The following is a 23,166-nucleotide window of genomic DNA, read 5'->3' as shown; positions in this document are numbered from 1 at the left end:
GCGTCAGGCGCCTGCGGCCGGCAACAGTCTTGCGGTGCGCCGGGTCGTCGCAGCCCGCGCCGCGCCACAAAAGAGAACAGCCCATCGTTCCTTATCGTGGAACGATGGGCTGCGGGAGACGACCGGGACGGGAGGATCGAATCCGGCGGGCAGCCGGTCGCGGCCTCGCGGCCGCGTCGATCAATGACCCTTGTAGACCGGCGCGCCGTCGGCGACGCGCTTGATCCCGTTCGGCCAGCCAGCGGCCGGGGCGCCCGACGGCGCGCCCGATTCCTGCTGGGCTGCCGGCTGCGCGCCGTAGCCGCTCGTGTCGGCCGCGGCAACGTTCTGCTGCGGATGCACGCGCGCTTCGGCCGCGAGGATGCCTTCCGGATAGGTGGTGCGGTCGCTGCCCAGCTTGTAGCCGGCCTGTTGCAGCGCCGACAGCTCGGCCTTGACCTGGTCGCGGGTGACCGGGCCGTTTTGTTGGGCGAACGAGACGGCGGGAACGGCGAGAACGGCAGCTGCGGCGAACGTTGCGATCAGCGATTTCATGATGACCTCCGGGATTTTTTTGCTCCGCCGCACACACCATGTCTGCAGCGATGGAACAGAGTTTAGTCCCGGGAACACCTAGGGAAAACCATGAAACAACGAAAACACTGTTTCCCCGGAGCCAACAATGTCACGATCTAGTGCGAAAAGACCCTATCGATACGATAGGTTTTCGCAACAATTGCCACCCTCGGCCACCCTCGCGGGTCCGTTACGACCAGTTTGCGTGGAAGCTGCCCGGCTTGTCGGTACGCTCGAACGTGTGCGCGCCGAAGAAGTCTCGCTGCGCCTGCACAAGGTTCGCCGGCAGCCGCTCGGAACGATAGCTGTCGAAGTACGCGACGGCCGACGCGAACGCCGGTACCGGCACGCCGGCCTTCACCGCGGCCACCACGACGTCGCGCAGCGACGCCTGGTAATTCGCCGCGATGTCCTTGAAGTACGGATCGAGCAGCAGGTTCGCGAGCGCCGGATCCTTCGCGTACGCGTCCGTGATCTTCTGCAGGAAGCGCGCGCGGATGATGCAGCCCGCGCGGAAGATCTTCGCGATCGTCCCGAGATCGAGGTTCCAGCCGTACTCTTCGGATGCCGTGCGCAGTTGCGCGAAGCCCTGCGCGTACGAGATCACCTTGCTCAGGTACAGCGCGCGGCGCACCGCTTCGACGAACGCGGCGCGATCGCCGTCGAACGGCGCGGCGGCCGGGCCCGACAGGATCTTGCTGGCCGCGACACGCTCGGTCTTCAGCGACGACAGCACGCGCGCGAACACCGACTCGGTGATCAGCGGCAGCGGCACGCCGAGATCCAGCGCGTTCTGGCTCGTCCACTTGCCCGTACCCTTCTGCGCGGCGCGATCGAGGATCACGTCGACGAGGTGCTTGCCGGTCTCTTCGTCCTTCTTGCCGAAGATCTTCGACGTGATCTCGATCAGGTAGCTGTCGAGTTCGCCCTGGTTCCATTCGGTGTACACCGCGCCGAGCTCGTCGTTGGTCAGGCCCGCGACGTCCTTCAGCACCGCATAGCTTTCGGCGATCAGCTGCATGTCGCCGTATTCGATGCCGTTGTGGACCATCTTCACGTAATGGCCCGCACCGTCCGGGCCCATGTAGGCGACGCAAGGCTCGCCGTCCGACGGCGCCTTCGCGGCGATCTGCTTGAGGATCGGCTCGACGAGATCGTACGCGTCACGCTGGCCGCCGGGCATGATCGACGGGCCGCGCAGCGCGCCCTCTTCGCCGCCCGACACGCCGGTGCCGATGAAATGCAGGCCCGATTGCGCGAGCTCCTGGTTGCGGCGGATCGTGTCGGTGAAATGCGTGTTGCCGCCGTCGATCAGCACGTCGCCCTTCTCGAGCAGCGGCTTGAGCGATGCGATCGTCGCATCGGTCGCTTCGCCGGCCTTCACCATCATCAGGATCCGGCGCGGCGTTTCGAGCGACGCGACGAATTCCTCGAGCGTATAGGTCGGCACCAGGTTGCGGCCGGGGAATTCGGCGATCAGTTCGTCGGTTTTCTCGCGGCTGCGGTTGTACACAGACACCGCGTAACCGCGGCTCTCGATATTGAGTGCGAGATTGCGGCCCATCACCGCGAGCCCGATCACACCGATTGCTTGTTTGCCCATTAGTCAATTCTCCGGAAAAAACGGGGCGCGACCCGAACCGGGTCGCGCGCACAGGCGAAAGGATAGTGGAAACCCGGCGGCGATGCGCGGCTGCGTGTCATTGCTCCGCGTGCGGCAGCCGCCGGAACACGACGCTCAGGTTGTTCGCCGGCATCTCGACCACCTCGATGCAGTCGAGCCCGCGATCGAGGCCGAGCGCGACGACGGTTTCGAGATCGCGCACACCCCACGACGGGTCGCGGCTTCTGAGCTGCGCGTCGAATGCCTCGTTCGACGGCGCCGTGTGCCGGCCCTCGCGGCGATACGGCCCGTACAGGAACAGCACGCCGCCCGGCCGAAGCAGGCGCGACGCACCCGCGAACAGCGCGTCGGTGCAGGCCCACGGCGAGATGTGGATCATGTTGATGCAGACGATCGCGTCGAGCGTATCGACCGGCCAAGACGCGTCGCGTACGTCGAACGCCAGCGGCGCGTCGACGTTCGACAGCCCCGCCTGCGCGATCCACGCGGCGATCGAGCGCCGCGCCTGCGCGTCGGGATCGCTCGGTTGCCAGTGCAGGCCCGGCAGCCCCGCCGCGAAATGCACGACGTGTTGGCCCGTGCCGCTCGCGATCTCGAGCACGCGGCCGCTCGCCGGCAACACGCGGCGCAAGACGTCGAGGATCGGCCCGCGATTGCGTTCGGCCGCCGGCGCGGAAAGCCGCATCGACGGATCGTCAGGGGTCGTGCCGGTCATGGTGCGCAACACTCCGTTTCGGAATCGGCAATGCCCAGTCGCGCGGTCAGCGCGTCGAGCGCGGGTGCGCAGCGCGCCTCGACCTTCAGCGTCAGCATCGGATCGGCGCGCGTATGGCCGAGATTGAGCGCGGCGACCGGCTTGTGCTGCGCCTGCGCCCACACGCAGAAGCGGTAGCCGGAATACACCATCAGCGACGAGCCCACGACGAGCAGCGCATCGGCCGCATCGAGCGCCGCGGCGGCCACGGCGACGCGCTCGCGCGGCACGTTTTCGCCGAAGAACACGACCGCCGGCTTCAGCATCCCGCCGCACGCGGGGCACGCCGGGATGCGGAACGTATCGAGCCCCGCCCATTCGAGATGCGCATCGCCGTCGGCGGCGGGCTGCGCCTGCGCGCCCAGCAGTTCGGGGTTCTCCGCTTCGAGCACGGCCTGGATCGCCGCGCGCGCATGATGCGCGCCGCAGTCGAGGCACGTGACGCCGTCGATGCCGCCGTGCAGTTCGATCACGTCGCCGCTGCCCGCGCGCTGGTGCAGGCCGTCGACGTTCTGCGTGACGAGACGCTCGATCCGCCCCGCGCTGCCGAGCCGCGCGAGCGCGACGTGCGACCCGTTCGGCTGCGCGCGGCCGACGACGGGCCAGCCGATCATGCTGCGCGCCCAGTAACGCCGCCGTGCGGCATCGGAGCCGAGGAATTCATGGAGCTGGATCGGCGGCGAGCGCATCCATTGGCCGTTGCGGTCGCGATAGCCGGGAATGCCGGAGTCGGTGCTGATGCCCGCGCCGGTCAATACCAGCAAGCGCGGATGACGTTCGACGAACGCGTGGAGCGCATCGAGCGCAGCGGGATCGATGGAAACGGCGGAAGACGGGCCGAGCGCGGCGGAATCGGTCATGACGGCGGCGGATGAGCGGGCGGGATCGGCCGGCCGGGAACGCGCACCGGCGGGCCTGCATGTCCGCACATGATACCGAACCGCGACGCGCCCGGTGCCGGCGGTCCGCGGCACACCCGAACCGCGCGCCGCAAAAAAAGGCGCCCATCCTCCAAAGGGTGATGGGCGCTTCAACAATTGATCCATCGGGGTAGTGGATCAACTGGAAACCTGGCGTTGTTGAATCCGCGAAGCCGTGCCCGGCGGATGATCCCCGGTCAACGCCAATTCTTGTGTGTCATGCGCGTCGCCGCACGCTGCCTACCCTCCCTGCTCGCTCCGGTTGTCGTCTCCCGATGTCTTTCAAGGTGCCTCCCTTCGGCAGGCGCGTTCGGTTTCGGTTTTGAATCACACCGCCCGGCCGTCGCGCTCGATGCCGGTTCGGGTCTGCCGCGCCGCCCGCCGGCATGGCGTACGGCTTGCGAGACCCGCACCAAGTTCATCAGGATGACAAATCAAATTTCGTGGTTGGCCGTCCGTCGGCCGGAGCCTGCTTCGATGTCCGTCGATGCCGGCGGTGTGCGCCTGGCCGGATGGTCATGCGCGCGACGCATGCGCGTGGCGAACGGATGAAACGGACGCGGATTGTCGGACGGGATTCGGTGCCGAGCGTGATCAGGTCACTTCGGACGGAAGCGACACGGGCACCCGAGGTTTTCGGCGGTTCATGCTTGCAACGCAGTGCCTTGCGACTCGATCTTTTTTCATTATCTTGTCCCCGATTGGAAGTACTCCCTGACCGCCGGCTTGCGATCGTCGATCCAGTTCGGTCGACATGCACGCTGGCGGCATCCGGATATACGCAAGGAACGCACCATCTGGCGTAGCGCCATGCCTGGCGGGCCTCCGTAATCGGACGCCGCGGAACGCGGGGGTCCGAAGGGGCGGAATGTTTCAGAGTTGAAACACGGCGCCGGAAAAATCGTTTCGGGAACGCGTCGCGGCAGGCCGTGGCACGCCCGTCACGCGACGTGGCGGGCCGCCGTCGACCGGCTCGCGCAAGCCGGACTTTCGCGCAATCCGGCTTACGGACGCGACGCCCATCCGGACGGCTGCCGCGTCGCCCCGTTGGCGTCGATCGCGTTGATCAGGTAATCGACGAACGACGCGATCCGCGACGAGATCGCGGTATTCCGGTAATACACCGCATGGATCGGCTGCCGCACGTCCTGCGTCTGGCGCGCGAGCACCTGCACGAGCCGGCCCGCGTCGCGATCCTGCGCGGTCATGAAATCCGACAGGCAGACGACACCCGCGCCTTCCAGCGCGAGCTGCCGCAGCGTCTCGCCGCTCGACGAACAGATGTCCGGCTCGATGCGGCACGCTTCGCCGTCCGCGCCGAGGATCGGCCACACGTTCAGCGATTCGGGCTGCGTGAAGCCGAGCAGCGTGTGCTTGTCGAGATCCTCGGCCTTGCGCGGCTGGCCGTGCGCTTCAAGATACGCAGGGCTCGCGAAGATGCGCAGCCGGCTGTTGCCGATGCGCCGGCTGTGCAGCGTCGAATCCTTCAGCCGCCCGATCCGGATCGCGACGTCGGTGCGCCGCTCCAGCAGGTCGATGATGCCCTCGTTGCTGTTCAGCTCCAGCTCGACTTTCGGAAAGCGTTCGCGATAACCGCGCACGAGCGGCACGATCACGTGCAGCATGAACGGCGTCGCCGCGTCGACGCGCAGCCGCCCCGACGGCATCTCGCGCCGCGCGAGCATCTGCTCTTCCGCCGTCTCGACCGATTCGATGATCGCGCGCGCGTCCTGCAGGAACGCGCGCCCTTCCTCGGTCAGTTCGAGCCGGCGCGTGGTCCGGCGCAGCAGCGTGGTCTTCAGCTTCTCCTCGAGCCGCGCGAGCGTGCGGCTCGTGGCCGACACGGTGAGGTCGAGCTGCTGGGCCGCCGCGGTGATCGAACCGGTGTCGACCACGGCGGCAAAGGCCTGGAGTTCGTCGAGCGTGATCTTCATTGTTGATCTGAAATCAAAACAGGCTCTTTTATATTTCAGCTTTTGTGCAAAAGTAAAGCACGCACGCCGTGCGCCATCGGTCGCCGGAACCGGGAAAGCTCAGCGACGCTGCACAAGGAAGGCATCAGATCGGTGCAACATCCTGCTGACGCGCCCCACAAGGCGGTCTGACATAGTAGATATCCCATTCCGCGTCAGCGACTTTCACAAAACCATGCTGCTGGTAAAAGCGGTTCGAATCGCTGCCGCGCAGCGCGCCGACCTTGACCGGCAGCGCGCGCGAATCAGCATCGGCGAAGACCGACTCGAGCACGGCCGAGCCGATTCCCCTTCCCTGATGCGCGGGCAATATGTACAGGTGTTCGAGCATCAGATGCGTGTCGGCCGGCCTCACCAGAAGGAAGCCGACGGTGACGCCGTTTGCGACGATGAACCGGCAGCATGCAGGATCGAAGGACGACAGGAATCGCGCCCTCGCACGCTGCGGATCGAAGCGGCCGATGCGCTCGAGGCTGTCGCGCATCGCGGCGATGCGCATCGCAACCAGCGTTTCGGCATCGTCGTGCGTCGCTTTTGCGTATGTCAGTTTCATCGGCCAACCCTCTTGTCGGTGCGCGTCGCGATTCACTATCCCACGGAAATTGTCGCCGACGATCGCGCCGAATTCCAGCACCACGCTCATGCCGTCGTCGCCGGCAAGTTGACGGCGACAGGCAAAGCCGGCCGGCGCGCTCATCGCCGGAAAGCCGCTCCGATGCGCGCGCCCGCCACATCGAACACGCGTCGCGCCCCGGGCGTCAATCCGCTCATGTGGATGCATGCGTGGATCATCCCCGGCAGCCGTTCCACTGCCACCGGCACGCCAGCCTGCCGCAGCTTTTCCGCATATGCGTCAGCCTCGTCGCGCAACGGATCGCATTCGCAGACCAGCAGCGTCGCCGGCGGCAGTCCCGCATGACTTGTCGCCAACAAGGGCGACACATATGGAGAGCGTCCTTCAGCCGGATCGGTCAGGCACATGTCGAAGCAATACCGCATGACGTCGGATGTGAGGTAGTCGCCTTGCCCGTCAGAAGCCGGCTCACGCGTCCGGCAGAATCACCACCTTGCCCTTCACCTGCCGGTTCGCCATCCGCGCGATCGCGTCGGTCGCACCGGCCAGCGGCACGCGCTCGGTGATCGCGGGCCGCACCTTGCCGGCCGCGAACCATTCCGCCAGCAAGCGCATGTTCGCGACATGCTGCGCCGGGTCGCGACGCACCGCGTCGCCCCAGAACACGCCGAGGATGTCGCGCTCCTTGAGCAGCGCGAGATTCAGCGCGATCTTCGGGATCTCGCCCGCCGCGAACCCGACGACGAGGAACCGGCCGCGCCACGCAGTCGCGCGCAGCGCCGCCTCGCTGTATGCGCCGCCCACCGGATCGTAGACGACGTCGGCGCCGCGCCCGCCGGTCAGTTCGTCCACGCGGCGGCGCAGGTCTTCGTTCGCATAGTCGATCGTTTCGTCCGCGCCGGCTTCACGGCACAGCGCGAGCTTGTCCGCGCTCGACGCCGCCGCGATCACGCGCGCGCCGAGCGCCTTCGCGATCTCGATCGCGGCGAGCCCGACGCCGCCCGCCGCGCCCAGCACGAGCAGCGTCTCGCCCGCCTGCAGCCGCGCACGCTGCTGCAACGCGTGCAGCGACGTGCCGTACGCGAGCACGAGCGCCGCGCCCTGCTCGAACGTCATTCCCGGCGGCAACGGGGCGATCCGGTGCGCATCGGCCACGCACTGCTGCGCGAACCCGCCGTGCCCCGTGAACGCGACCACCGAATCGCCGGGCCGCCATGCGGTGACACCCTCGCCGACCGCGTCGATCACGCCGGCAAACTCGGCGCCCGGCGAAAACGGCAGCGCCGGCTTCACCTGATACAAGCCCTGGACGATCAGCGCGTCGGGAAAATTGAGCGACGCGGCCTTCACCTGGACCCGGACCTGGCCGGCCGCCGGTTCGGGAATCTCGACGTCTTCGATGCGCAGGCTGTCGATCGGGCCAAATGCGGTACACAACAGGGCTTTCATGCCTTCCTCTCTTCGTGCGCGGCCCGGCGAGCCGCTTCCTGTTCCTGCAACTGGCGCCACTGGATCTTGCCGGTGCCCGACTTCGGCAGCGCATCCACGAATTCGACGATGCGCGGCGCCTTGTATGACGCCATGTGCTCGCGCGCCCACGCGACGATCGCGTCTTCGGTCAGCAACCCGCGCCGCGCCGGGTCCGCCACGATGACCGCCTTGACCGTCTCGCCGCGATACGGGTCGACCGAGCCGATCACGCAGACCTCCCGGATATCCGGATGGCCGTACAGGATCGCCTCCACTTCCGCCGGCCACACCTTGTAGCCGGACGCGTTGATCATCCGCTTGAGGCGGTCCACCATCAAAAAGTAGCCGTCCTCGTCCATGTAGCCGAGATCGCCGGTACGCAGGAACGCTTTCCCGTCGATCTCGACGAATGCATCGCGCGTCGCGTCGGGGCGCCCCCAGTAGCCGCGCATCACCTGCGGGCCGTGCACGACGATCTCGCCCGTCTCTCCGCGCGGCATCGTGTCGAACGTGACGGGATCGACGACCCGCGCGTCGACGTCGAACACCGGAATGCCGAGGCATTGCCGCTTCGGCCGCTGCGGCGGATTGATATGGGTGGCCGCGATCGTCTCCGACAGCCCGTAGCCTTCGATGTAGTCGATGCCGATGCGCTCCGCGAGTCGCTGCGCGACTGCGTCCGGCATCGCCGCGCCGCCGCCGCTCATCCAGCGCAGGCTCGACAGGTCGAATTCGTCGAGCCGCGGGTTCCACAGGAAGTCGACCGCCATCGTCGAGATCGACTGCCAGTTGGTCACGCGGTAACGCTCGATCGCCCATGCGGCCGCGTCACGGTCCCAGCGCGGCAGCACGACGACCGTCGCGCCGCTGTACAGCGGCGCGTTCATGCCGCCCTGCATGCCGGTCACGTGGAACAGCGGCAGCACCGACAGCATGGTCGCGTCCTGCGTGCAGCCGAACCACTGAACGCCGCCCACGGCCGTGCACATCACGCTGCGATGCGTATGCATGCAGCCCTTCGGCCTGCCGGTCGTGCCCGACGTATAAGGCATCACGCACAGGTCGTCCGGCCCGGTGGTAAGCGGCCCCGGCGCGAGCTGCGCGTCCAGTACGTCGCGCCAGTGCGTCACGCCGGGACCGCTCGCATTCCGCGGCGCCGTGATGAAATCCGGCGGCACGAGGCCCGGCGGCCGCTTGAGGTAATCGCTGTAGGTCGCGACGACCACGTGTTCGAGCCCGCTCGCGCCGACGAGCGGCCGCACGCGCGGATACAGGTCCTGCGCGGCGAACATCACGCGCGCGCCGCTGTCCTCGATGTAATGCTGCAGTTCGTCCGTCAGGTTCATCGGATTGATCGGCACGACGACTGCACCGGCGCGCAGGATGCCGTAGTAGGCGATCATCCATTGCGGGCTGTTCTGCATGTACAGCAGCACCCGGTCGCCCGTGCACACGCCGTAGCGCTGCTGCAGAAAACCCGCGATGCGCTCGGCCTCGTCCTTGAACTCCGCGAAGGTGACCGCCGTGTCGTAGAAGACGATGAACGGCTTGTCGGGATAGCGCGCCGCCGCCACCTCCGCGTTGTGGAACAGGTTCGTTTCCGGCAACGTCAGATGGCCGGGCAGATGCGCCGGCCAGTTCGGCGACCTTTCGATGGGCATGGTTCGGCTCCTGTTTCAGTAGCGGGCGCGATCAATCGCAGCGCGGACGTCGCGACGGCGGCCGCGCGCGTGCCGGACGCTTTCCGGTAGAATCCTCGCAGCCCGCCGCCCGGCACTCGCCGGCCGCGCCGGGCCATCTCGATCCCGCACCGCACACGCATGGGTAATCCGAAGCGCGACGCCATCACGCTGCTGTCCGCCCCCAACGAAGACCATCCGCAATTCATCACCGCGCTCGCGCGCGGGATGGCGGTGCTGCGTTGCTTCACGCGCGGCGAGCGCTTTCTCGGCAACCAGGACATCGCCCGGCGCACGCACCTGCCGAAGCCGACCGTGTCGCGCATCACGTTCACGCTCACGCAGCTCGGCTACCTGCATTACTCGGCGGAGCTCGAGAAATACTCGCTCGGCATCGGCGTGCTGAATCTCGGGCACGCGTTCCTGCAGAGCAACGAGGTCGTCGACATCGCGCGCCCGTTCCTGCAGTCCTATGCGGAGTACACGCAGGCGGCAGCGATGCTCGGCGAGTTCGACGGCAAGCAGATGATCCTGCTCGACGTATGCCAGGGCGATCCGCTGTTCCAGCTGCGGTTCGAACCCGGCTCGCGCGTTCCGCACGGCGCGACCGCGCTCGGCCGCGCGCATCTCGCGGCGCTGCCGGACGAGCTGTTCGAGCGCTATCTGCGAACCACCCGCGCGAGCAGCCCGCCGGACCAGTGGCCGCAACTCGAGGCCGGGATCGTCGCCGCACGCGAAGACTACGAAAAGCTCGGCTTCTGCCTGTCGCTCGGCGACTGGATGCCCGACCTGTTCGCGGTGGGCGTGCCGATGGTGTCGGCCGATCGCTCGCGCATCCTCGCCTTCAGTTGCAGCGGCCGCGTGTCGACCGTCACGCGCGCGCGCCTGATCGACGATTTCGGCCCTCGGCTCGTTGCGCTGCGCGACGAGGTGTTCGCGCGCGTCGGCGGGCATTTCTAGTCGCCGTGCCGGCATCGGCGCGCGCTCAGAACCATTCATCGCGCATGTCGAGCGTCGTCGTGTCGACGCTCGACAGCAGATCGAGCTGCGTGTCCACTTTCGGCAACTCCCAGCGGAAGAAGTAGCGGGCGGCCGCACGCTTGCCGTCGTGGAAATCGCCGGCCTGCCCGTGCGCGGCGAGCGTCACGTCGAGCCACAGCCACGCGACGACGAGATGTCCGAACGCTTCCAGATAGACACTCGCGTTCGCGAGCCGCGCCTGCTGATCGCCGATCGCGCCGAGCTGCCGCGTGACGTCGACCAGCCGTGACCAGCGCCGCGCCAGCGCATCGGCCTGCTCGCGCAGGCCGGCATCGGATGTCCGCGCGCGTTCGACGGTCGCGCCGATTCTCGCGTCGAGTACGCGCAGCAATGCGCCATCGTCCTGCGCGACCTTGCGGCCGAGCAGGTCGAGCGCCTGGATACCGTGCGTGCCTTCGTGTATCGGGTTGAGCCGATTGTCGCGATAGAGCCGCTCGACCGCGTAGTCGCACGTGTAGCCGTAGCCGCCGTGCACCTGGATCGCGAGGTCGTTCGCCGCGAGGCACCACTGCGACGGCCAGCTTTTCGCGATCGGCGTCAGGATGTCGAGCAGCCGCTCGGCCTGGGCGCGCACGGTCGCGTCGTCGTGCGCGCGTGCTTCGTCGACCAGCTTCGCGCAGTACAGGATCAGCGCGAGGCCGCCTTCGACATAGGCCTTCTGCGCGAGCAGCATGCGCCGCACGTCCGGATGCTCGACGATCGGCGCCTGCGGTGCGGCGGCATCCTTGCCCGCCGGCCCCAGCGGACGCCCTTGAGGCCGGTTCCGCGCGTAGTCGAGCGCGTGCAGATAACCCGTGTAGCCGAGCGCCACCGCGCCCGCGCCGACACCGATGCGCGCCTCGTTCATCATGTGGAACATGTACGCGAGGCCGTGGTTCGGCCGGCCGACCAGATAGCCGATGGCACCCGCCCGTCCTTCCGGCCGGTAGCGCGTGCCTTCGCCGAAGTTCAGCAGGCAGTTGGTGGTGCCGCGGTAGCCCATCTTGTGGTTCAGCCCGGCGAGCACCACGTCGTTGTGCTCGCCCTGCGCGGCGCCGTCGGTACCGGGCAGGTACTTGGGCACGATGAACAGCGAGATGCCGCGCGTGCCGGGCAGCAGCCGGCCGTGTTCGTCGGGGATCTTCGCGAGCACGAGGTGGACGATGTTCTCCGTCAACTCGTGTTCGCCGCCCGAGATCCACATCTTGTTGCCGGTCAGCCGGTAGCGCGGGCCGAGCGGCGAGTCGCACTCGAAGTCCGCGCGCGTCGCGATGTCGGACAGCGACGAACCGGCTTGCGGCTCGGACAGGCACATGGTGCCGAAGTAGCGCCCTTCCAGCTCCGGGCGCGCGAACGCGTCGATCTGTGCGGCGGTGCCATGCGCGACGAGCAGGTTCGCGTTGGCGACGGTCAGGAACGGATAGGCGGCGGTCGCGATGTTCGCGGCCTGGAAGAACAGGAACGACGCGGCTTCGACCAGCTTCGGCAAGCGCATGCCGCCGAGCGCTTCGTCGTGGCCCGCGGCGATCAGCCCGGCGTCCGCGAAGGCGCGCACGGCCGGTTCGACGTCCGGGATCAGCGTCACGCGCTCGCCGTCGAAATGCGGCTCCTCGCGATCGCCGCGTGCCGCATGCGGCGCGAACAGGTCTTCGGCAATCCGCTCGCTGGTATCGAGCACCGCGTCGAAGGTCTCGCGACTGTGCTCCGCGTAGCGCGGCAGCGCGACGAGCGCTTCCGCATCGAGCCAGTCGTACAACAGGAACGCGAGATCGCGTCGCGACATCAGAAGGCTCATAGCGCGGCCTCCTGGCGTGCCTGAATCGCTGCGGACCGTCGCTCGCATCGTGCGCTATGGGCATACGAGTCGGTCTGCATGCGCTCGATCGGGGCATGCTCCATCACTTGTCTCCTGTCGGGCGGTACGATGGCGTACGACCTGATAGTTCCGACTGTCGAAACTTCTTGATTGGCTTTTCGGCTGGAAGTGCTGGCGAAAAATTTAGCACTGTCGTTCGAAAATCGCAACGCTCGATTCACCGCGGCGATATTTACGCTTTTGCAATTATTCCGTTGACCCTCTCTTGGCCAGTTGGATGAGAACTCGCGGCAGCGTTTTAGTTTTGTCTGTCGAAACTATCCTGCTAATCGCCGATCACCGTTGCTCGCTGCGCACGTCGTGCGAATCGACTCTGGAGAACCCGTTTCGCAGCAGGCCTGCTGCAAAGGCAGCCCCAATCAGCGACAGATAGCCGATGACGAGAAAATGTCGCCATGTGTCGAGCGCGGCGCGATGCGCGACCAGCGCCGCATCGGGCGCCGGTACGGCAAGACTGTCCGGCACGATCGCGCGGGTCATCTGCACGAAGCCCGCCGCCGACAACAGCGGCAAGAGAACGAGCACGGCCAGCAGCACAAACTTCGCGCGACGCACAAGCGCGTGACGGCGCAGATGAAACCACAATCCGAGACTGCCGTGCACCCACCCCGGTGCAAGCAGCGCGATCTGCAGCCCCTGCGTGCCGCTCGTGAGGAGCGACACGATGACCCGTTCGTAACTTGGATCGAAGCCGTAGAACGAGGTCGCCACGCGGGTCCCGACGACATGGCGGATCAACAGCATGGGCAGGCTGAGTCCCGCCCAGAGACGCAGCCATTCGGCGGGCGGCAGCGACCAGTGCCGGCGGCCGTAAATGGTGCGAATCGCCAGCGCGAAATGCAGGCCGGCCGCGCCGTACAGCGCAATCGTTCCGGGCAGGCTTTGCCAGAGGCCGATCGCCAGGTGCAGCCCGCGCTCGGCGATATCGATGGACCAGATACCGAGCGCGTGATTGACCATGTGAATCGAAATATAGAGCCACAGCAGGATGCCGGACCCGAGCTGCAGCCTTCTTGCGGCCTGTCGTATCACGCCGTACTCCGGTGTCGGCTTTCCGGCATCGGAGCCATTCGCGTGCTTCATGGCGGCCAGCCTCTTTTCGTCGCTCATCGGCATATCCCCCAGTGCTCTCGGCGCCTGATCGACATACCGGAGAGCGGGCCGATTTATTCCAGCGATGTGCTTTTGTACATGCCCACGGAACTGAAGGAATAAGAGGCCAGTTCAAAACCCCTGCTCAGCACGCCTGAAGATATTCCAGCAGACGAGCGAGCAGCCGAGTTTCAAGAATGCTTCGTGAATGTCTGCGCGACGATCGAAGCGCGTGCGTAGACGACGGAAATTATGGAGCCAGGAGTGAGTACGTTCGACCACCCAGCGATAGGTACCAAGGCCGCTACCGTGTTCGGTGCGACGCTTCGCTATCACGGGTTTGATGCCGCGCTCGCGCAGTGCGCGTCGGTGTCGCGTGGAGTCGTAGCCGCGATCAGCGTAGACGACGCCGGGCTTCTGAAGTGGTCGGCCACGCATGCCCAGAATCGGTGGAATCGCATCAACCAGGGGCAGCAGTTGCGTGACGTCATTGGCGTTCGCACCGGTCAGGATCGCAACGACGGGAACGCCGTTGGCATCTACGAGGATGTGGTGCTTGGAACCCGGGCGCGCACGATCCGTGGGGTTCGGGCCAGTTTTTCGCCCGCCCCAACGGCCCGTACCGATGATGAATCGACCACGGCATATGAGAGATCGAGTTGGCCAGCCGCACGCAATTTGTCGAGCAGCAACTCGTGCAATCGCTCCCACACACCGGCCTTTTGCCAGTCGTCCAATCGTCGCCAACAAGTTGCGCCCGAGCCGAAGCCCAGCCGGGTCGGCAAATGGTTCCAACGGATGCCCGTCTTGAGCACGAACAGGATGCCGTTGAGCGCCGCGCGATCTGACACACGCGGCCGCCCCGGATCGCTCTTCGCGCGAGGCTTCACGACAGGCAGCAAGGGCTCGATCAGTTTCCACAATTCGTCGTCAATGATCGGCGCTTCCATCCTTGGGTTCCCGTTGCTCAGGTGCCCAAGGTTAACAGTTCGCCGAGAAAGTAAACAGTCCCCTCACGGGGTTTTTGAACTGGCCTCTAAGTGGCGACCGTGCCGGGTATACCGTCGTGTGAGCACGCCGGATGACGACTGCAGCGTTTCGGTTCCCTCACATCGAAGCGCGCAGAGAAAAGGAGACCGCCGTGTCCAACGTTCTGTCCCACTGGATTCTGATCGGTTGCGACGCATACGACGAGTATGTGTTTGTGCCTTGGCTCAATCAATCCGTGTATCAGCGAACGGTCTCTTTGCGTCGGGTCTGTCTTTTATAGGCGCAGCCGCTCGTGTTTTCCGCGCACTTCCTGTTTCAAAGTTTTCACCTTTCCGTCATCCATATCGGAGTCCAAAGTGAATAAGCGAACCATGATTGGGCGGTTTCAAGGGCGAAGTGCAACACCTCGCGGGTTACTGAACGGGAAGCCGGTCTATGGGGTTAGCCAGGACTTGGGCAAGGATTTCCAGAGGGGTGTGCCAGTTCAGTGTGGCGCGCGGTCGGGTATTGAGTTTGTCGGCAATGGCGTCGAGGTCATCTTGAGAGTAGACGGACAAATCAGTGCCTTTTGGCAGGTACTGCCGCAGCAGGCCGTTGGTGTTTTCGCAGGTGCCGCGTTGCCAAGGGCTGTGCGGATCACAGAAATAGACGCGCACATTGGTCGCGGCGCTCAGTTCGGCGTGTCGCGCCATCTCGCGACCTTGATCGTAGGTCAGCGTCTGGCGCAGCGGTTCGACGAGCGATTGCAGCTTGGTCGTGAACGCGGCCAGCGCCGAAGCGGCCGTCGCGTCGGGCATCTTCGCCAGCAGGACGGCGCGGCTCATGCGTTCGACCAACACGGCCACCGACGATTTGTTCTCGGCACCCTTGATAAGGTCGCCCTCCCAATGGCCCGGCATGAGGCGATCATCGATTTCGGGCGGACGCACGTGGATGCTGATCATGTCGGGAATCGTCGCGCGCCGATCGGCGCCACGCGATCGCGGCAGGCGTTTGTTGCGATGCTGGCGCAGGCAGGCAATCAGTTCGCGGCGCAACTCGCCGCGAGGCTGGGCGTAGATGGCGTTGTAAATCGTTTCGTGGGACACGTGCAGGCTCGGGTCGTCGGGAAAGACACGCTTCAGAGTACCGGCGATTTCCTGCGGCGACCACTGACGTTCGCAAAGCAAGCGACGAACGAGGCCCCAAAGGATCGAATCTGGTGCGAGCTTCGGATCCGGCCGTCCAGCCTGTCGGCGCGCGTCGCGAGATGCCTGCGCGGCGCGCGGGCAGTACAGGCCGTTGGATTGGGTATTGCGGGCCAACTCGCGACTGAGCGTCGACGGCGCGCGCTTGAGCTTGCGGGCGATCGCCCGCAAGCTCAAGCCTTCGTCCCGCCAGAAATCGATTCGCATACGTTCTTCAGGTTGCAGTTGTTGGTACGTTCTCTTTGCCATTCGCGGACATTACCGGATGGCGAGAGTGTTGCACTTCAGATTTGAGGCCGCCTTGCCTCCCTGATTCTCTTCGCCGGAGCAGCCATTGCCATCAGCGCACCCGCTCAGGAAAAGACCCGAGCGCAGGTACGCCAGGAACTGATCGACGCTCAGCGCAATGGCCTGAATTTCATAACAGACACGTCGTACCCCGTCGTTGCACCGATCTTCGAACAACAAGTCAACCGGCTCAAGCAGCAAAACAGCGATAGCGGCATGGGCGCCGCCATGACTGGCACAAGCGAGACCGGTCGCGTCAAGCGGCAAACGCCTCCGTCCGATCCGGCGACCTGCGTCGGACCGGTCAGCTTCTGCGACATATATTCCGGCTCTTGAGCCGCACGCTACTGTTCCGCTCATCTCCTTGAAAATTTAGCACTTGATTGGCAGGAGTCCGCATCATGAACGACGCGAACTATCCTGCGGATATCCAGGCCGCGGAGGCAAAGGCAGCCGCTCACGACGCTGCCAGCAGCGACCAGCAGGTGGCGACTGAATCGATGGGCGGAATGCCGGAGCACGGCACATCCGAAGCCGGGAAACCAACGGTGAGGAGTCCGGTGCGTTCCATCCATTCCGGCCATTGACCTTGCCGCGCTCGGGGCGGCGTCGCGAAATCGCCTCGGTGCTGCCGGTCAAGGATCAGCGTCGAGGCATCTGCGCCGCCCTGGACAGCACCCGCACGGGCACCGGGTCATCGCGGCCTCTTACGCGCGCGGCAAGCTGCGGCAGACCCTCGGCTGAAATTCCGGCATGCACGAAGACCAGGTCCGAGATGATCGCCTCGCAGGCGACTTCCTTGGTCAATTGCTCGAGTCGCGACGCCACGTTCAGCGGATCGCCGATTGCGGTGAAGGTGACATGCTCGCGAAAACCAATCTCGCCCATGACCGCGCGACCGCAATGCAATCCGATGCCGAACCGGATCTTCGCATTCAGCTGCTGCTCGAGCGCTGCGTTGAGCGCGTCGATATTGGCCGCCACCAGCGGCACCGCGTCGATCGCCTGGCGGCACGCGGCGGCCGGATCGCTGCTCAAGCCGAATATCGCGAGCACCGCATCCCCCATGAACTGGTTCGGCAGGCCGCCGGCCTGGACCACCGCGGAGCTGACTGCGCTGAGGAAGCGACTGACCACGAACAGGCTGTCGAACGGCAGTTGCGCCGCTGCAAGATTCGTGGAATCTCGCATATCCACGAACATGAACGCCGCGAATCGCTCTTGCGGCATGACATCCCGCTGGCGCCGCTGCAGGAAGGCCGCAGAGGCCGCCGGCGGCACCAGCGGCCACACGGAGAGATCGTGGGTTGGCCGCAACTGGCAGGCAAGGCGCACGACCCGCAGATCGGCGCCCAGCCGCTCCAGTACGCGACGCTCGGTCTCGCCAGGCTCGGGCAGTTGTACATCGCTGAGTACGCGCACCCTGCACAACGTACATCGGGCGCGCCCGCCGCAACTGCTGGCATGGGGAATGCCGGCCATGCGGCTTGCCTCGAGCACCGAGAATCCGAGTGGCGCCCGTACCTTTCGTCCATCCGGATACAGGACACTGAACCGTCCTGCGCGGCGTTCACGCACCGTGCGCGCCAGTCTCGCACCGAGCACCAGCAACAGCGCCCCGCCATCGAATATCAGGAAGTCGTTGCGCAATTCGGCGAGCCACCGGTTCTGCAATCCCGTGCCGACCTTGGCCGGCCGAATCGCCACGGCACGCCAGACGGGATCCCGCGCAAGCGCTACCACTTCCCGTCCGCCCTGCAGGAAGCCGAGCAGTGCGAGCACCGGGAGCAGAACGGCGGCGCTCAGCAGCACGCTCCGCCATGCGCCAAACCATGGCTTCAATCGCAGCCAGAACCAGATGCCGTAGCATCCATGCAGCCATGCGACAACCAGGAGCGTCAGCTGCACGCCGCCGAAGAACGGCGAATCGATCCAGAATGCGTAGAGCAGCTGCGCATACCCCTTGTTCAGGCCGAACTCGGCAAAGGCGATCCGCGTGTTCACGAGATGGTTGGCGAGCAGCGGCGGGATACACAGGCCGAGCACGAGTTGCGCCAGCTCGGCCGGCGTCCAGTGCAACGCGCGCCGCTCGTATAGCGCCCATAGACCGAGGAAGAAATGCGTTGCCAGTGCGCCATACAGCACGGTCGTGCCAAGCCATCCCTGCCAGACGAACTTCTGCACGAGCAGATCGCGCTCCATCCACGCGAGCGAGACGTTCCCCAACGCATGATTCACCAGGTGCGTACCGACGTAGGTGAACACGACCAGCCCGGTGGTCAGCCGGATCGATCGAATACCCACCTGCCGCAGCCGTTGACGCATGGGGCAACTCCTTTCCACCGCATCGAGTTACCGCTAAAGCTACCCCCATCGAATGGAGGAAATCAACGGAGCCAGCCAATCGTCCCGAGAACCGGGGATGCCCGAAAACGCATTTGCAGCAAGGGCTTGGGAACCCCTGGCGGAATGCCGAGAAACCTGGCGAAAGAAGGAGATGGTGGGCCCGGCGGGGTTCGAACCCGCGACCAATCGATTATGAGTCGACTGCTCTAACCGCTGAGCTACAAGCCCTGATGAGAAGAGAAGTGAAGCGTGCTGCACGCCACCCGGGCGAAGACGCCGGGCCGGCATTGTAACAACAAAGGAGACAAACGCCACCGGTACCGTATCGATACCGGTGGCGTTCAGAGGGGAAACGCCGGAAATCAGTTCCCTTCGAGGAACGACTTCAGCTTGTCGGAACGGCTCGGGTGACGCAGCTTGCGCAGCGCCTTGGCCTCGATCTGACGGATCCGCTCACGCGTGACGTCGAACTGCTTGCCGACTTCCTCGAGCGTGTGATCGGTGCTCATCTCGATACCGAAACGCATCCGCAGCACCTTCGCCTCGCGCGGCGTCAGCGAATCGAGCACGTCCTTCACGACGTCGCGCATGCTCGCATGCAGCGCGGCATCCGCCGGCGCGACCGTGTTGGTGTCCTCGATGAAGTCGCCGAGATGGGAATCGTCGTCGTCACCGATCGGCGTTTCCATCGAGATCGGCTCCTTCGCGATCTTCATGATCTTGCGGATCTTGTCTTCCGGCATCTCCATCTTCTCGGCGAGCGTTGCCGGATCCGGCTCGAGACCGGTTTCCTGCAGGATCTGCCGCGAGATGCGGTTCATCTTGTTGATCGTCTCGATCATGTGAACCGGAATACGGATCGTGCGCGCCTGGTCCGCGATCGAGCGCGTGATGGCCTGGCGGATCCACCACGTCGCATAGGTCGAGAACTTGTAGCCGCGACGGTATTCGAACTTGTCCACCGCCTTCATCAGGCCGATGTTGCCTTCCTGGATCAGGTCGAGGAACTGCAGGCCTCGGTTCGTGTACTTCTTCGCGATCGAGATCACGAGACGCAGGTTGGCCTCGGTCATTTCACGCTTCGCCTGGCGCGCCTTCAGTTCGCCGGCCGCCATCTGGCGGTTGGTTTCCTTCAGGTCCTTCAGCGGCAGCACGACGCGCGCCTGCAGGTCGAGCAAGCGCTGCTGCTGCTCGCGGATCGCCGGAACGTTACGCGACAGCACCGCGCTGTACGGATGGCCTTCGGCCGTGATCTTCTCGGCCCAGTCGAGGTCGGTTTCGCTGCCGGGGAAGCGCGCGATGAATTCCGAGCGCGGCATGCCGCACTTGTCGACGACGATGTGCAGGATCTGGCGTTCGACCTGACGCACTTCATCCACCTGCGCCCGCAACGTGTCGCACAGGCGTTCGACGGTACGCGCGGTGAAGCGGATCGTCATCAGTTCGGTCTGGATCGTTTCCTGCGCCTTCAGGTAGGCCTTCGACTTGTAGCCTTCCTTTTCGAACGCGCGGCGCATCTTGTCGAACCACTCGCTGATCTGCGAGAACTTCTCGAGCGACGCACGCTTGAGGGCTTCGAGCTGGGCGGCGTTGGCCGATGCCTGTGCGGCACCGTCATCTTCCTCCTCTTCCTCTTCTTCCTCTTCCTCTTCGGCTTCCTCGTCCTCGTTCTCGATGGCTTCCGCTTCCTTCGCGGAGAAGCCGTCGGTATCGGCGGAGTCCGAAGCATTCGGATCGAGCAGGCCGTCGACGAGCTCGTCGACGCGGATCTCTTCGTTCGCGACGCGTTCGGCCATCGCGAGGATGTCGGCGATCGTCGTCGGGCACGCGGAGATGGCCATCACCATGTGGCGCAGGCCGTCCTCGATCCGCTTCGCGATCTCGATTTCGCCTTCACGCGTGAGCAGTTCGACCGTGCCCATTTCGCGCATGTACATCCGGACCGGATCGGTCGTGCGGCCGAATTCGGAATCGACGGTGGACAGCGCGACTTCCGCTTCCTCTTCGACTTCATCGTCCGACGACGCGGCGGGCGCGTTGTCGTTCAGGAGCAGCGTTTCCGCGTCCGGCGCCTGCTCGTAGACCGCCACGCCCATGTCGTTGAACGTGCCGATGATGCCCTCGAGGGCTTCGGTCTCGGTGAAGTTGTCCGGCAGGTGGTCGTTGATTTCGGCGTACGTGAGGAAGCCGCGCTCCTTGCCGAGCTTGATCAGCGCGCGCAGCTTCACGCGGCGCTCTTCGAGCTCCTCGGCCGTACCCGGCGTGCTCGTCGCGAACGCTTCCTTCAGCAGCGCCTTTTCCTTGGCGCGACGGTCGCGCACCTTGGATTTGCCCGGTGCAGCCGCTGCTGCTGCGGCTGCGGGCTGCTCGTCGCTCTGATTTGCGTCGTCTTCGACGGATACTTCGTTCAGCTTTTTGGTCATGGAGTTCGCCGTACCGGCTATATCGACTCGCGGCTGCTGGACGACAGCCGGTTGAACCGTGGGTGCATGAGTAGTACGTACTGCCGTTTCGTCCGCGGCGGCAGTCGTGTCCCTTGCGCTTTTCGCACTTGCCCGCTTCGCCGCCGGCTTGGCCGGCCCGGAGTCGGGTCTGGCGGCAGCCCGTGTTCTGGCTGCCGGCGCCGGCGCAGCCTGAGCAGTGCCGGCCGCGGTTTTTTTTCCTGCAGGGGCTGACGTGGCTGAAGACGTTGTCCTGGTGGAAGAAGCAGACTTGGCCGCTGTGACCTTCTTGGTCGGCTCCGTCGAGCCCTTGCCTGTTGCTTTCTTTCCGCCTGTCGTCTTTGCCATCGCGATTCTCGCCTCTGCTTGGAAAACAAACCGCTGGAAACCTTATATTATAGCACGCTGGGGAACCCTCTCTAAGCTCCCCGGCCGCCTACAGCCCGAGCCGACGCTTCATGTCGGTTCGCTGCTGGTTCAATTCCGTCAATTCGGCCAATTCCTCGGGTGTGAAGGTGGATTGCCGCGCCAGCCTGTCAAGCCGGTCGCAGCAGGCGTCGTAACGCATCTTGAGCACCGCGGCCTGCAACTCCTCCCCCGCGATCCGTTCCTGTTCACGCTGCCGCTCGGGCACCGTTTCGTCTTCCGGATTCTGTAACAACAAATCGCGGACGTTTTCATCATAGTCCAGAATTTCGCGGAAGATTTCCTCGTAAGTCGCTCCATTCGAGGACGTCCGCAGGACATCGGAAAGCAGCCGGAACTCCGCGCCGTCGCCTAGCGCCCGGGCATGATCGACGACCTCCGCGAACAGTTCGCCGATACGCGGCAACGCACGCAGGGTCGCAAGCTGTTCATCGTCGAGCTGCGACGCGATGCGCGGGTGCATCACCAGCGTGCGCAACGCACGCTTTTCGCTGTCCGTCACGCGGCGCCGCTCGCTGCGTGCAGGCGCCTGGCGCGGCGGTGCCGCGATCCGCGTATCGACGTCGGACAGCCCCGCGACCTCTTCGAACGGGATATCGAGGCGGTCGGCGAACATGTGCATGATCTGCGCGCGCAACGCGTTCGCGGGCAGCGCCTGCAACATCGGCTTCGCATCGAACAGCGCCTTCGCGCGGCCTTCCGGCTGATCGAGCGCCTTGCCGGCAATTGCTTCGTTCAGCAGAAATTGTGACAGCGGCATCGCGCGCTCGACCTGTTCGGAAAACGCCTCCGCGCCGAATTCGCGCACGTAGCTGTCCGGATCGTGCTCGGCGGGCAAAAACAGGAACCGGATCGTACGGTTGTCGCCGGCATGCGGCAGGCATGCCTCGAGCGCGCGCCGGGCCGCCCGCCGCCCGGCCGAATCGCCGTCGAAACTGAAAATGACCGTATCGGTCTGGCGCAGCAGCTTCTGCACGTGAATCGGCGTACACGCGGTGCCGAGTGTCGCGACCGCGTTCGGGAACCCGAGCTGCGCGAGCGCGACGACGTCCATGTAGCCTTCGACGACCAGCACGTACTTGCGCTCGCGAATCGCGAGCCGCGCCTCGAACAGGCCGTACAGCTCGCTCCCCTTGTTGAACAGCGGGGTTTCAGGCGAGTTCAGGTACTTTGGCTCGCCGCTGCCGAGCACGCGGCCGCCGAAGCCGATCACCTGCCCCTTCACGTTGCGGATCGGGAACATGATCCGCTCGCGGAACCGGTCGTAGCGGCGCGCGACGCCCTGCGCGTCGGTCTTCTCGCTGACGATCACGAGCCCCGACTCGACGAGCGACTCGTCGCGATAGTCGGGGAACGCGGCTTCGAGGTTCTGCCAGCCGTCCGGCGCATAGCCGAGCCCGAAGCGCGCGGCGATCTCGCCGGTCAGACCCCGGTTTTTCAGGTACTGGATCGCGACGGCCGCACCGCGCAACTGCCTGCGGTAGTAGTCGCACGCGGCGGTCATTGCATCGGACAGCGCGGTCGAAACCGATTTCGACACCGGCGCCGGATAGTCACCACCGCCGCCTCCGCCCCCACCGCCGCCACGCATCGACGGCTCGTGCGGCACGGTCAGGCCGACCGACTGCGCGAGCTCCTGCACGGCTTCCGGGAACGTGAGCCCCGCGTGCTCCATCAGGAAGCCGATCGCCGTGCCGTGCGCGCCGCAACCGAAGCAGTGATAGAACTGCTTGGTCGGGCTGACCGTAAACGACGGGCTTTTCTCGTTATGGAACGGGCACAGCCCCATGAAGTTGGCGCCGCCCTTCTTGAGCTGCACGTACCGGCCCACCACGTCGACGATATCGACGCGGTTCAGCAAATCCTGCAGGAACGAATGCGGAATCACCGTGGGATCGAGCGAAAAAAGACAATACGACACCCCGGCGCACGCACCGCGCGCGCCGGGGAA

The 23,166-nt window shown here is 65.3% G+C and carries 18 protein-coding genes, 1 tRNA gene and 1 pseudogene; 3 read left to right on the top strand and 17 right to left on the bottom strand.

Translation table 11 applies throughout. The features are described from left to right. Window positions 1-180: 180 nt before the first annotated feature. The 9 genes and pseudogenes from WT26_RS24465 to WT26_RS24425 all read right to left on the bottom strand — a co-directional run bounded on the left by WT26_RS24465 (window position 181) and on the right by WT26_RS24425 (window position 9,531). Complete coding sequence (locus tag WT26_RS24465; protein ID WP_042587395.1) at window positions 181-534, bottom strand: DUF4148 domain-containing protein; 354 nt, start codon at window positions 532-534, stop codon at window positions 181-183. 211 nt (window positions 535-745) lie between these two features. After that, window positions 746-2,158 carry an NADP-dependent phosphogluconate dehydrogenase gene (gene gndA, locus WT26_RS24460; protein WP_044845293.1) on the bottom strand — a complete coding sequence of 471 codons (1,413 nt, stop codon included), beginning with the start codon at window positions 2,156-2,158 and terminating at the stop codon, window positions 746-748. Between the two features lie 97 nt (window positions 2,159-2,255). Beyond that, window positions 2,256-2,894 carry a DUF938 domain-containing protein gene (locus WT26_RS24455; protein WP_069274169.1) on the bottom strand — a complete coding sequence of 213 codons (639 nt, stop codon included), beginning with the start codon at window positions 2,892-2,894 and terminating at the stop codon, window positions 2,256-2,258. Then, window positions 2,891-3,793, bottom strand: coding sequence for an NAD-dependent protein deacetylase (locus tag WT26_RS24450; protein ID WP_069274168.1), 903 nt, complete (start codon window positions 3,791-3,793; stop codon window positions 2,891-2,893). The genes WT26_RS24455 and WT26_RS24450 overlap by 4 nt, the downstream gene beginning before the upstream one ends. Window positions 3,794-4,857: 1,064 nt before the next feature. Beyond that, complete coding sequence (locus tag WT26_RS24445) at window positions 4,858-5,787, bottom strand: LysR family transcriptional regulator (RefSeq protein ID WP_069274167.1); 930 nt, start codon at window positions 5,785-5,787, stop codon at window positions 4,858-4,860. A gap of 124 nt (window positions 5,788-5,911) precedes the next feature. Then, a complete protein-coding gene (locus WT26_RS24440; RefSeq protein ID WP_069274166.1) occupies window positions 5,912-6,379 on the bottom strand; it encodes a GNAT family N-acetyltransferase in 468 nt (155 codons plus the stop codon). 140 nt (window positions 6,380-6,519) lie between these two features. Continuing rightward, window positions 6,520-6,843: pseudogene (locus WT26_RS36265) on the bottom strand (alpha/beta hydrolase fold domain-containing protein); the annotation flags it as partial. A gap of 25 nt (window positions 6,844-6,868) precedes the next feature. Continuing rightward, window positions 6,869-7,849, bottom strand: a complete 981-nt coding sequence (locus WT26_RS24430) for an NADPH:quinone oxidoreductase family protein (RefSeq protein WP_059666177.1) — start codon at window positions 7,847-7,849, stop codon at window positions 6,869-6,871. Continuing rightward, complete coding sequence (locus WT26_RS24425) at window positions 7,846-9,531, bottom strand: long-chain fatty acid--CoA ligase (RefSeq protein WP_069271033.1); 1,686 nt, start codon at window positions 9,529-9,531, stop codon at window positions 7,846-7,848. Before WT26_RS24425 ends, WT26_RS24430 begins: the two co-directional genes overlap by 4 nt. A gap of 159 nt (window positions 9,532-9,690) precedes the next feature. Between WT26_RS24425 and WT26_RS24420 the strand changes: the two genes are divergently transcribed. Continuing rightward, window positions 9,691-10,509 (top strand): IclR family transcriptional regulator, encoded by an 819-nt coding sequence (locus WT26_RS24420; RefSeq protein ID WP_059528082.1) that lies wholly within the window; start codon window positions 9,691-9,693, stop codon window positions 10,507-10,509. A gap of 25 nt (window positions 10,510-10,534) precedes the next feature. Here the strand turns inward: WT26_RS24420 and WT26_RS24415 are convergent, their stop codons facing one another. The 4 genes from WT26_RS24415 to WT26_RS24400 form a co-directional block, all read right to left on the bottom strand. Next, window positions 10,535-12,364, bottom strand: a complete 1,830-nt coding sequence (locus WT26_RS24415) for an acyl-CoA dehydrogenase (RefSeq protein WP_069274164.1) — start codon at window positions 12,362-12,364, stop codon at window positions 10,535-10,537. Window positions 12,365-12,721: 357 nt separating this feature from the next. Beyond that, window positions 12,722-13,555: a hypothetical protein gene (locus WT26_RS24410; RefSeq protein WP_420480952.1), complete on the bottom strand. Its 834-nt coding sequence runs from the start codon at window positions 13,553-13,555 to the stop codon at window positions 12,722-12,724. Window positions 13,556-13,669: 114 nt separating this feature from the next. Then, window positions 13,670-14,487 (bottom strand): IS5 family transposase gene (locus tag WT26_RS36260; protein ID WP_155123195.1). Its coding sequence is split into 2 segments (ribosomal slippage): window positions 13,670-14,139 and window positions 14,139-14,487, totalling 819 coding nucleotides; the frame shifts between segments, so codons are not numbered across the junction. A 453-nt stretch (window positions 14,488-14,940) separates the two neighbouring features. Continuing rightward, window positions 14,941-15,963 carry an IS30 family transposase gene (locus tag WT26_RS24400; RefSeq protein ID WP_059807745.1) on the bottom strand — a complete coding sequence of 341 codons (1,023 nt, stop codon included), beginning with the start codon at window positions 15,961-15,963 and terminating at the stop codon, window positions 14,941-14,943. 60 nt (window positions 15,964-16,023) lie between these two features. Here WT26_RS24400 and WT26_RS36250 point away from each other — a divergent pair, with 60 nt between their 5' ends. Both WT26_RS36250 and WT26_RS37565 read left to right on the top strand, forming a co-directional pair. Continuing rightward, a complete protein-coding gene (locus WT26_RS36250; RefSeq protein WP_080485726.1) occupies window positions 16,024-16,338 on the top strand; it encodes a DUF4148 domain-containing protein in 315 nt (104 codons plus the stop codon). A 65-nt stretch (window positions 16,339-16,403) separates the two neighbouring features. Next, window positions 16,404-16,589: a hypothetical protein gene (locus WT26_RS37565; protein ID WP_155123194.1), complete on the top strand. Its 186-nt coding sequence runs from the start codon at window positions 16,404-16,406 to the stop codon at window positions 16,587-16,589. 55 nt (window positions 16,590-16,644) lie between these two features. On the opposite strand, the gene WT26_RS24390 is transcribed toward WT26_RS37565, so the two are convergent. From WT26_RS24390 to dnaG, 4 genes are all read right to left on the bottom strand, one after another. Further along, window positions 16,645-18,327 (bottom strand): adenylate/guanylate cyclase domain-containing protein, encoded by a 1,683-nt coding sequence (locus WT26_RS24390; protein WP_069271030.1) that lies wholly within the window; start codon window positions 18,325-18,327, stop codon window positions 16,645-16,647. A 173-nt stretch (window positions 18,328-18,500) separates the two neighbouring features. Next, window positions 18,501-18,576, bottom strand: a tRNA-Ile gene (locus tag WT26_RS24385). Window positions 18,577-18,710: 134 nt separating this feature from the next. Next, on the bottom strand, window positions 18,711-21,137 hold the full coding sequence (gene rpoD / locus WT26_RS24380) for an RNA polymerase sigma factor RpoD (RefSeq protein WP_081333763.1): 2,427 nt from the start codon (window positions 21,135-21,137) through the stop codon (window positions 18,711-18,713). A gap of 88 nt (window positions 21,138-21,225) precedes the next feature. Next, on the bottom strand, window positions 21,226-23,103 hold the full coding sequence (gene dnaG, locus WT26_RS24375) for a DNA primase (protein WP_069274161.1): 1,878 nt from the start codon (window positions 23,101-23,103) through the stop codon (window positions 21,226-21,228). Between the last annotated feature and the right edge of the window lie 63 nt (window positions 23,104-23,166).

Source organism: Burkholderia cepacia (assembly GCF_001718835.1).
Taxonomy (GTDB): domain Bacteria; phylum Pseudomonadota; class Gammaproteobacteria; order Burkholderiales; family Burkholderiaceae; genus Burkholderia; species Burkholderia cepacia_F.
Note: the sequence above shows the minus strand (reverse complement) of the source record. Positions and strands in the feature narration are given on the sequence as shown.

What these genes read in the sequence shown, in the direction of transcription:
- WT26_RS24465 (WP_042587395.1), bottom strand. Translation starts at nt 534, where the DNA reads ATGAAATCGCTGATCGCAACGTTCGCCGCAGCTGCCGTTCTCGCCGTT.
- gndA (WP_044845293.1), bottom strand. Translation starts at nt 2,158, where the DNA reads ATGGGCAAACAAGCAATCGGTGTGATCGGGCTCGCGGTGATGGGCCGC.
- WT26_RS24455 (WP_069274169.1), bottom strand. Translation starts at nt 2,894, where the DNA reads ATGACCGGCACGACCCCTGACGATCCGTCGATGCGGCTTTCCGCGCCG.
- WT26_RS24450 (WP_069274168.1), bottom strand. Translation starts at nt 3,793, where the DNA reads ATGACCGATTCCGCCGCGCTCGGCCCGTCTTCCGCCGTTTCCATCGAT.
- WT26_RS24445 (WP_069274167.1), bottom strand. Translation starts at nt 5,787, where the DNA reads ATGAAGATCACGCTCGACGAACTCCAGGCCTTTGCCGCCGTGGTCGAC.
- WT26_RS24440 (WP_069274166.1), bottom strand. Translation starts at nt 6,379, where the DNA reads ATGAAACTGACATACGCAAAAGCGACGCACGACGATGCCGAAACGCTG.
- WT26_RS24430 (WP_059666177.1), bottom strand. Translation starts at nt 7,849, where the DNA reads ATGAAAGCCCTGTTGTGTACCGCATTTGGCCCGATCGACAGCCTGCGC.
- WT26_RS24425 (WP_069271033.1), bottom strand. Translation starts at nt 9,531, where the DNA reads ATGCCCATCGAAAGGTCGCCGAACTGGCCGGCGCATCTGCCCGGCCAT.
- WT26_RS24420 (WP_059528082.1), top strand. Translation starts at nt 9,691, where the DNA reads ATGGGTAATCCGAAGCGCGACGCCATCACGCTGCTGTCCGCCCCCAAC.
- WT26_RS24415 (WP_069274164.1), bottom strand. Translation starts at nt 12,364, where the DNA reads ATGAGCCTTCTGATGTCGCGACGCGATCTCGCGTTCCTGTTGTACGAC.
- WT26_RS24410 (WP_420480952.1), bottom strand. Translation starts at nt 13,555, where the DNA reads ATGAGCGACGAAAAGAGGCTGGCCGCCATGAAGCACGCGAATGGCTCC.
- WT26_RS24400 (WP_059807745.1), bottom strand. Translation starts at nt 15,963, where the DNA reads ATGGCAAAGAGAACGTACCAACAACTGCAACCTGAAGAACGTATGCGA.
- WT26_RS37565 (WP_155123194.1), top strand. Translation starts at nt 16,404, where the DNA reads ATGAACGACGCGAACTATCCTGCGGATATCCAGGCCGCGGAGGCAAAG.
- WT26_RS24390 (WP_069271030.1), bottom strand. Translation starts at nt 18,327, where the DNA reads ATGCGTCAACGGCTGCGGCAGGTGGGTATTCGATCGATCCGGCTGACC.
- rpoD (WP_081333763.1), bottom strand. Translation starts at nt 21,137, where the DNA reads ATGGCAAAGACGACAGGCGGAAAGAAAGCAACAGGCAAGGGCTCGACG.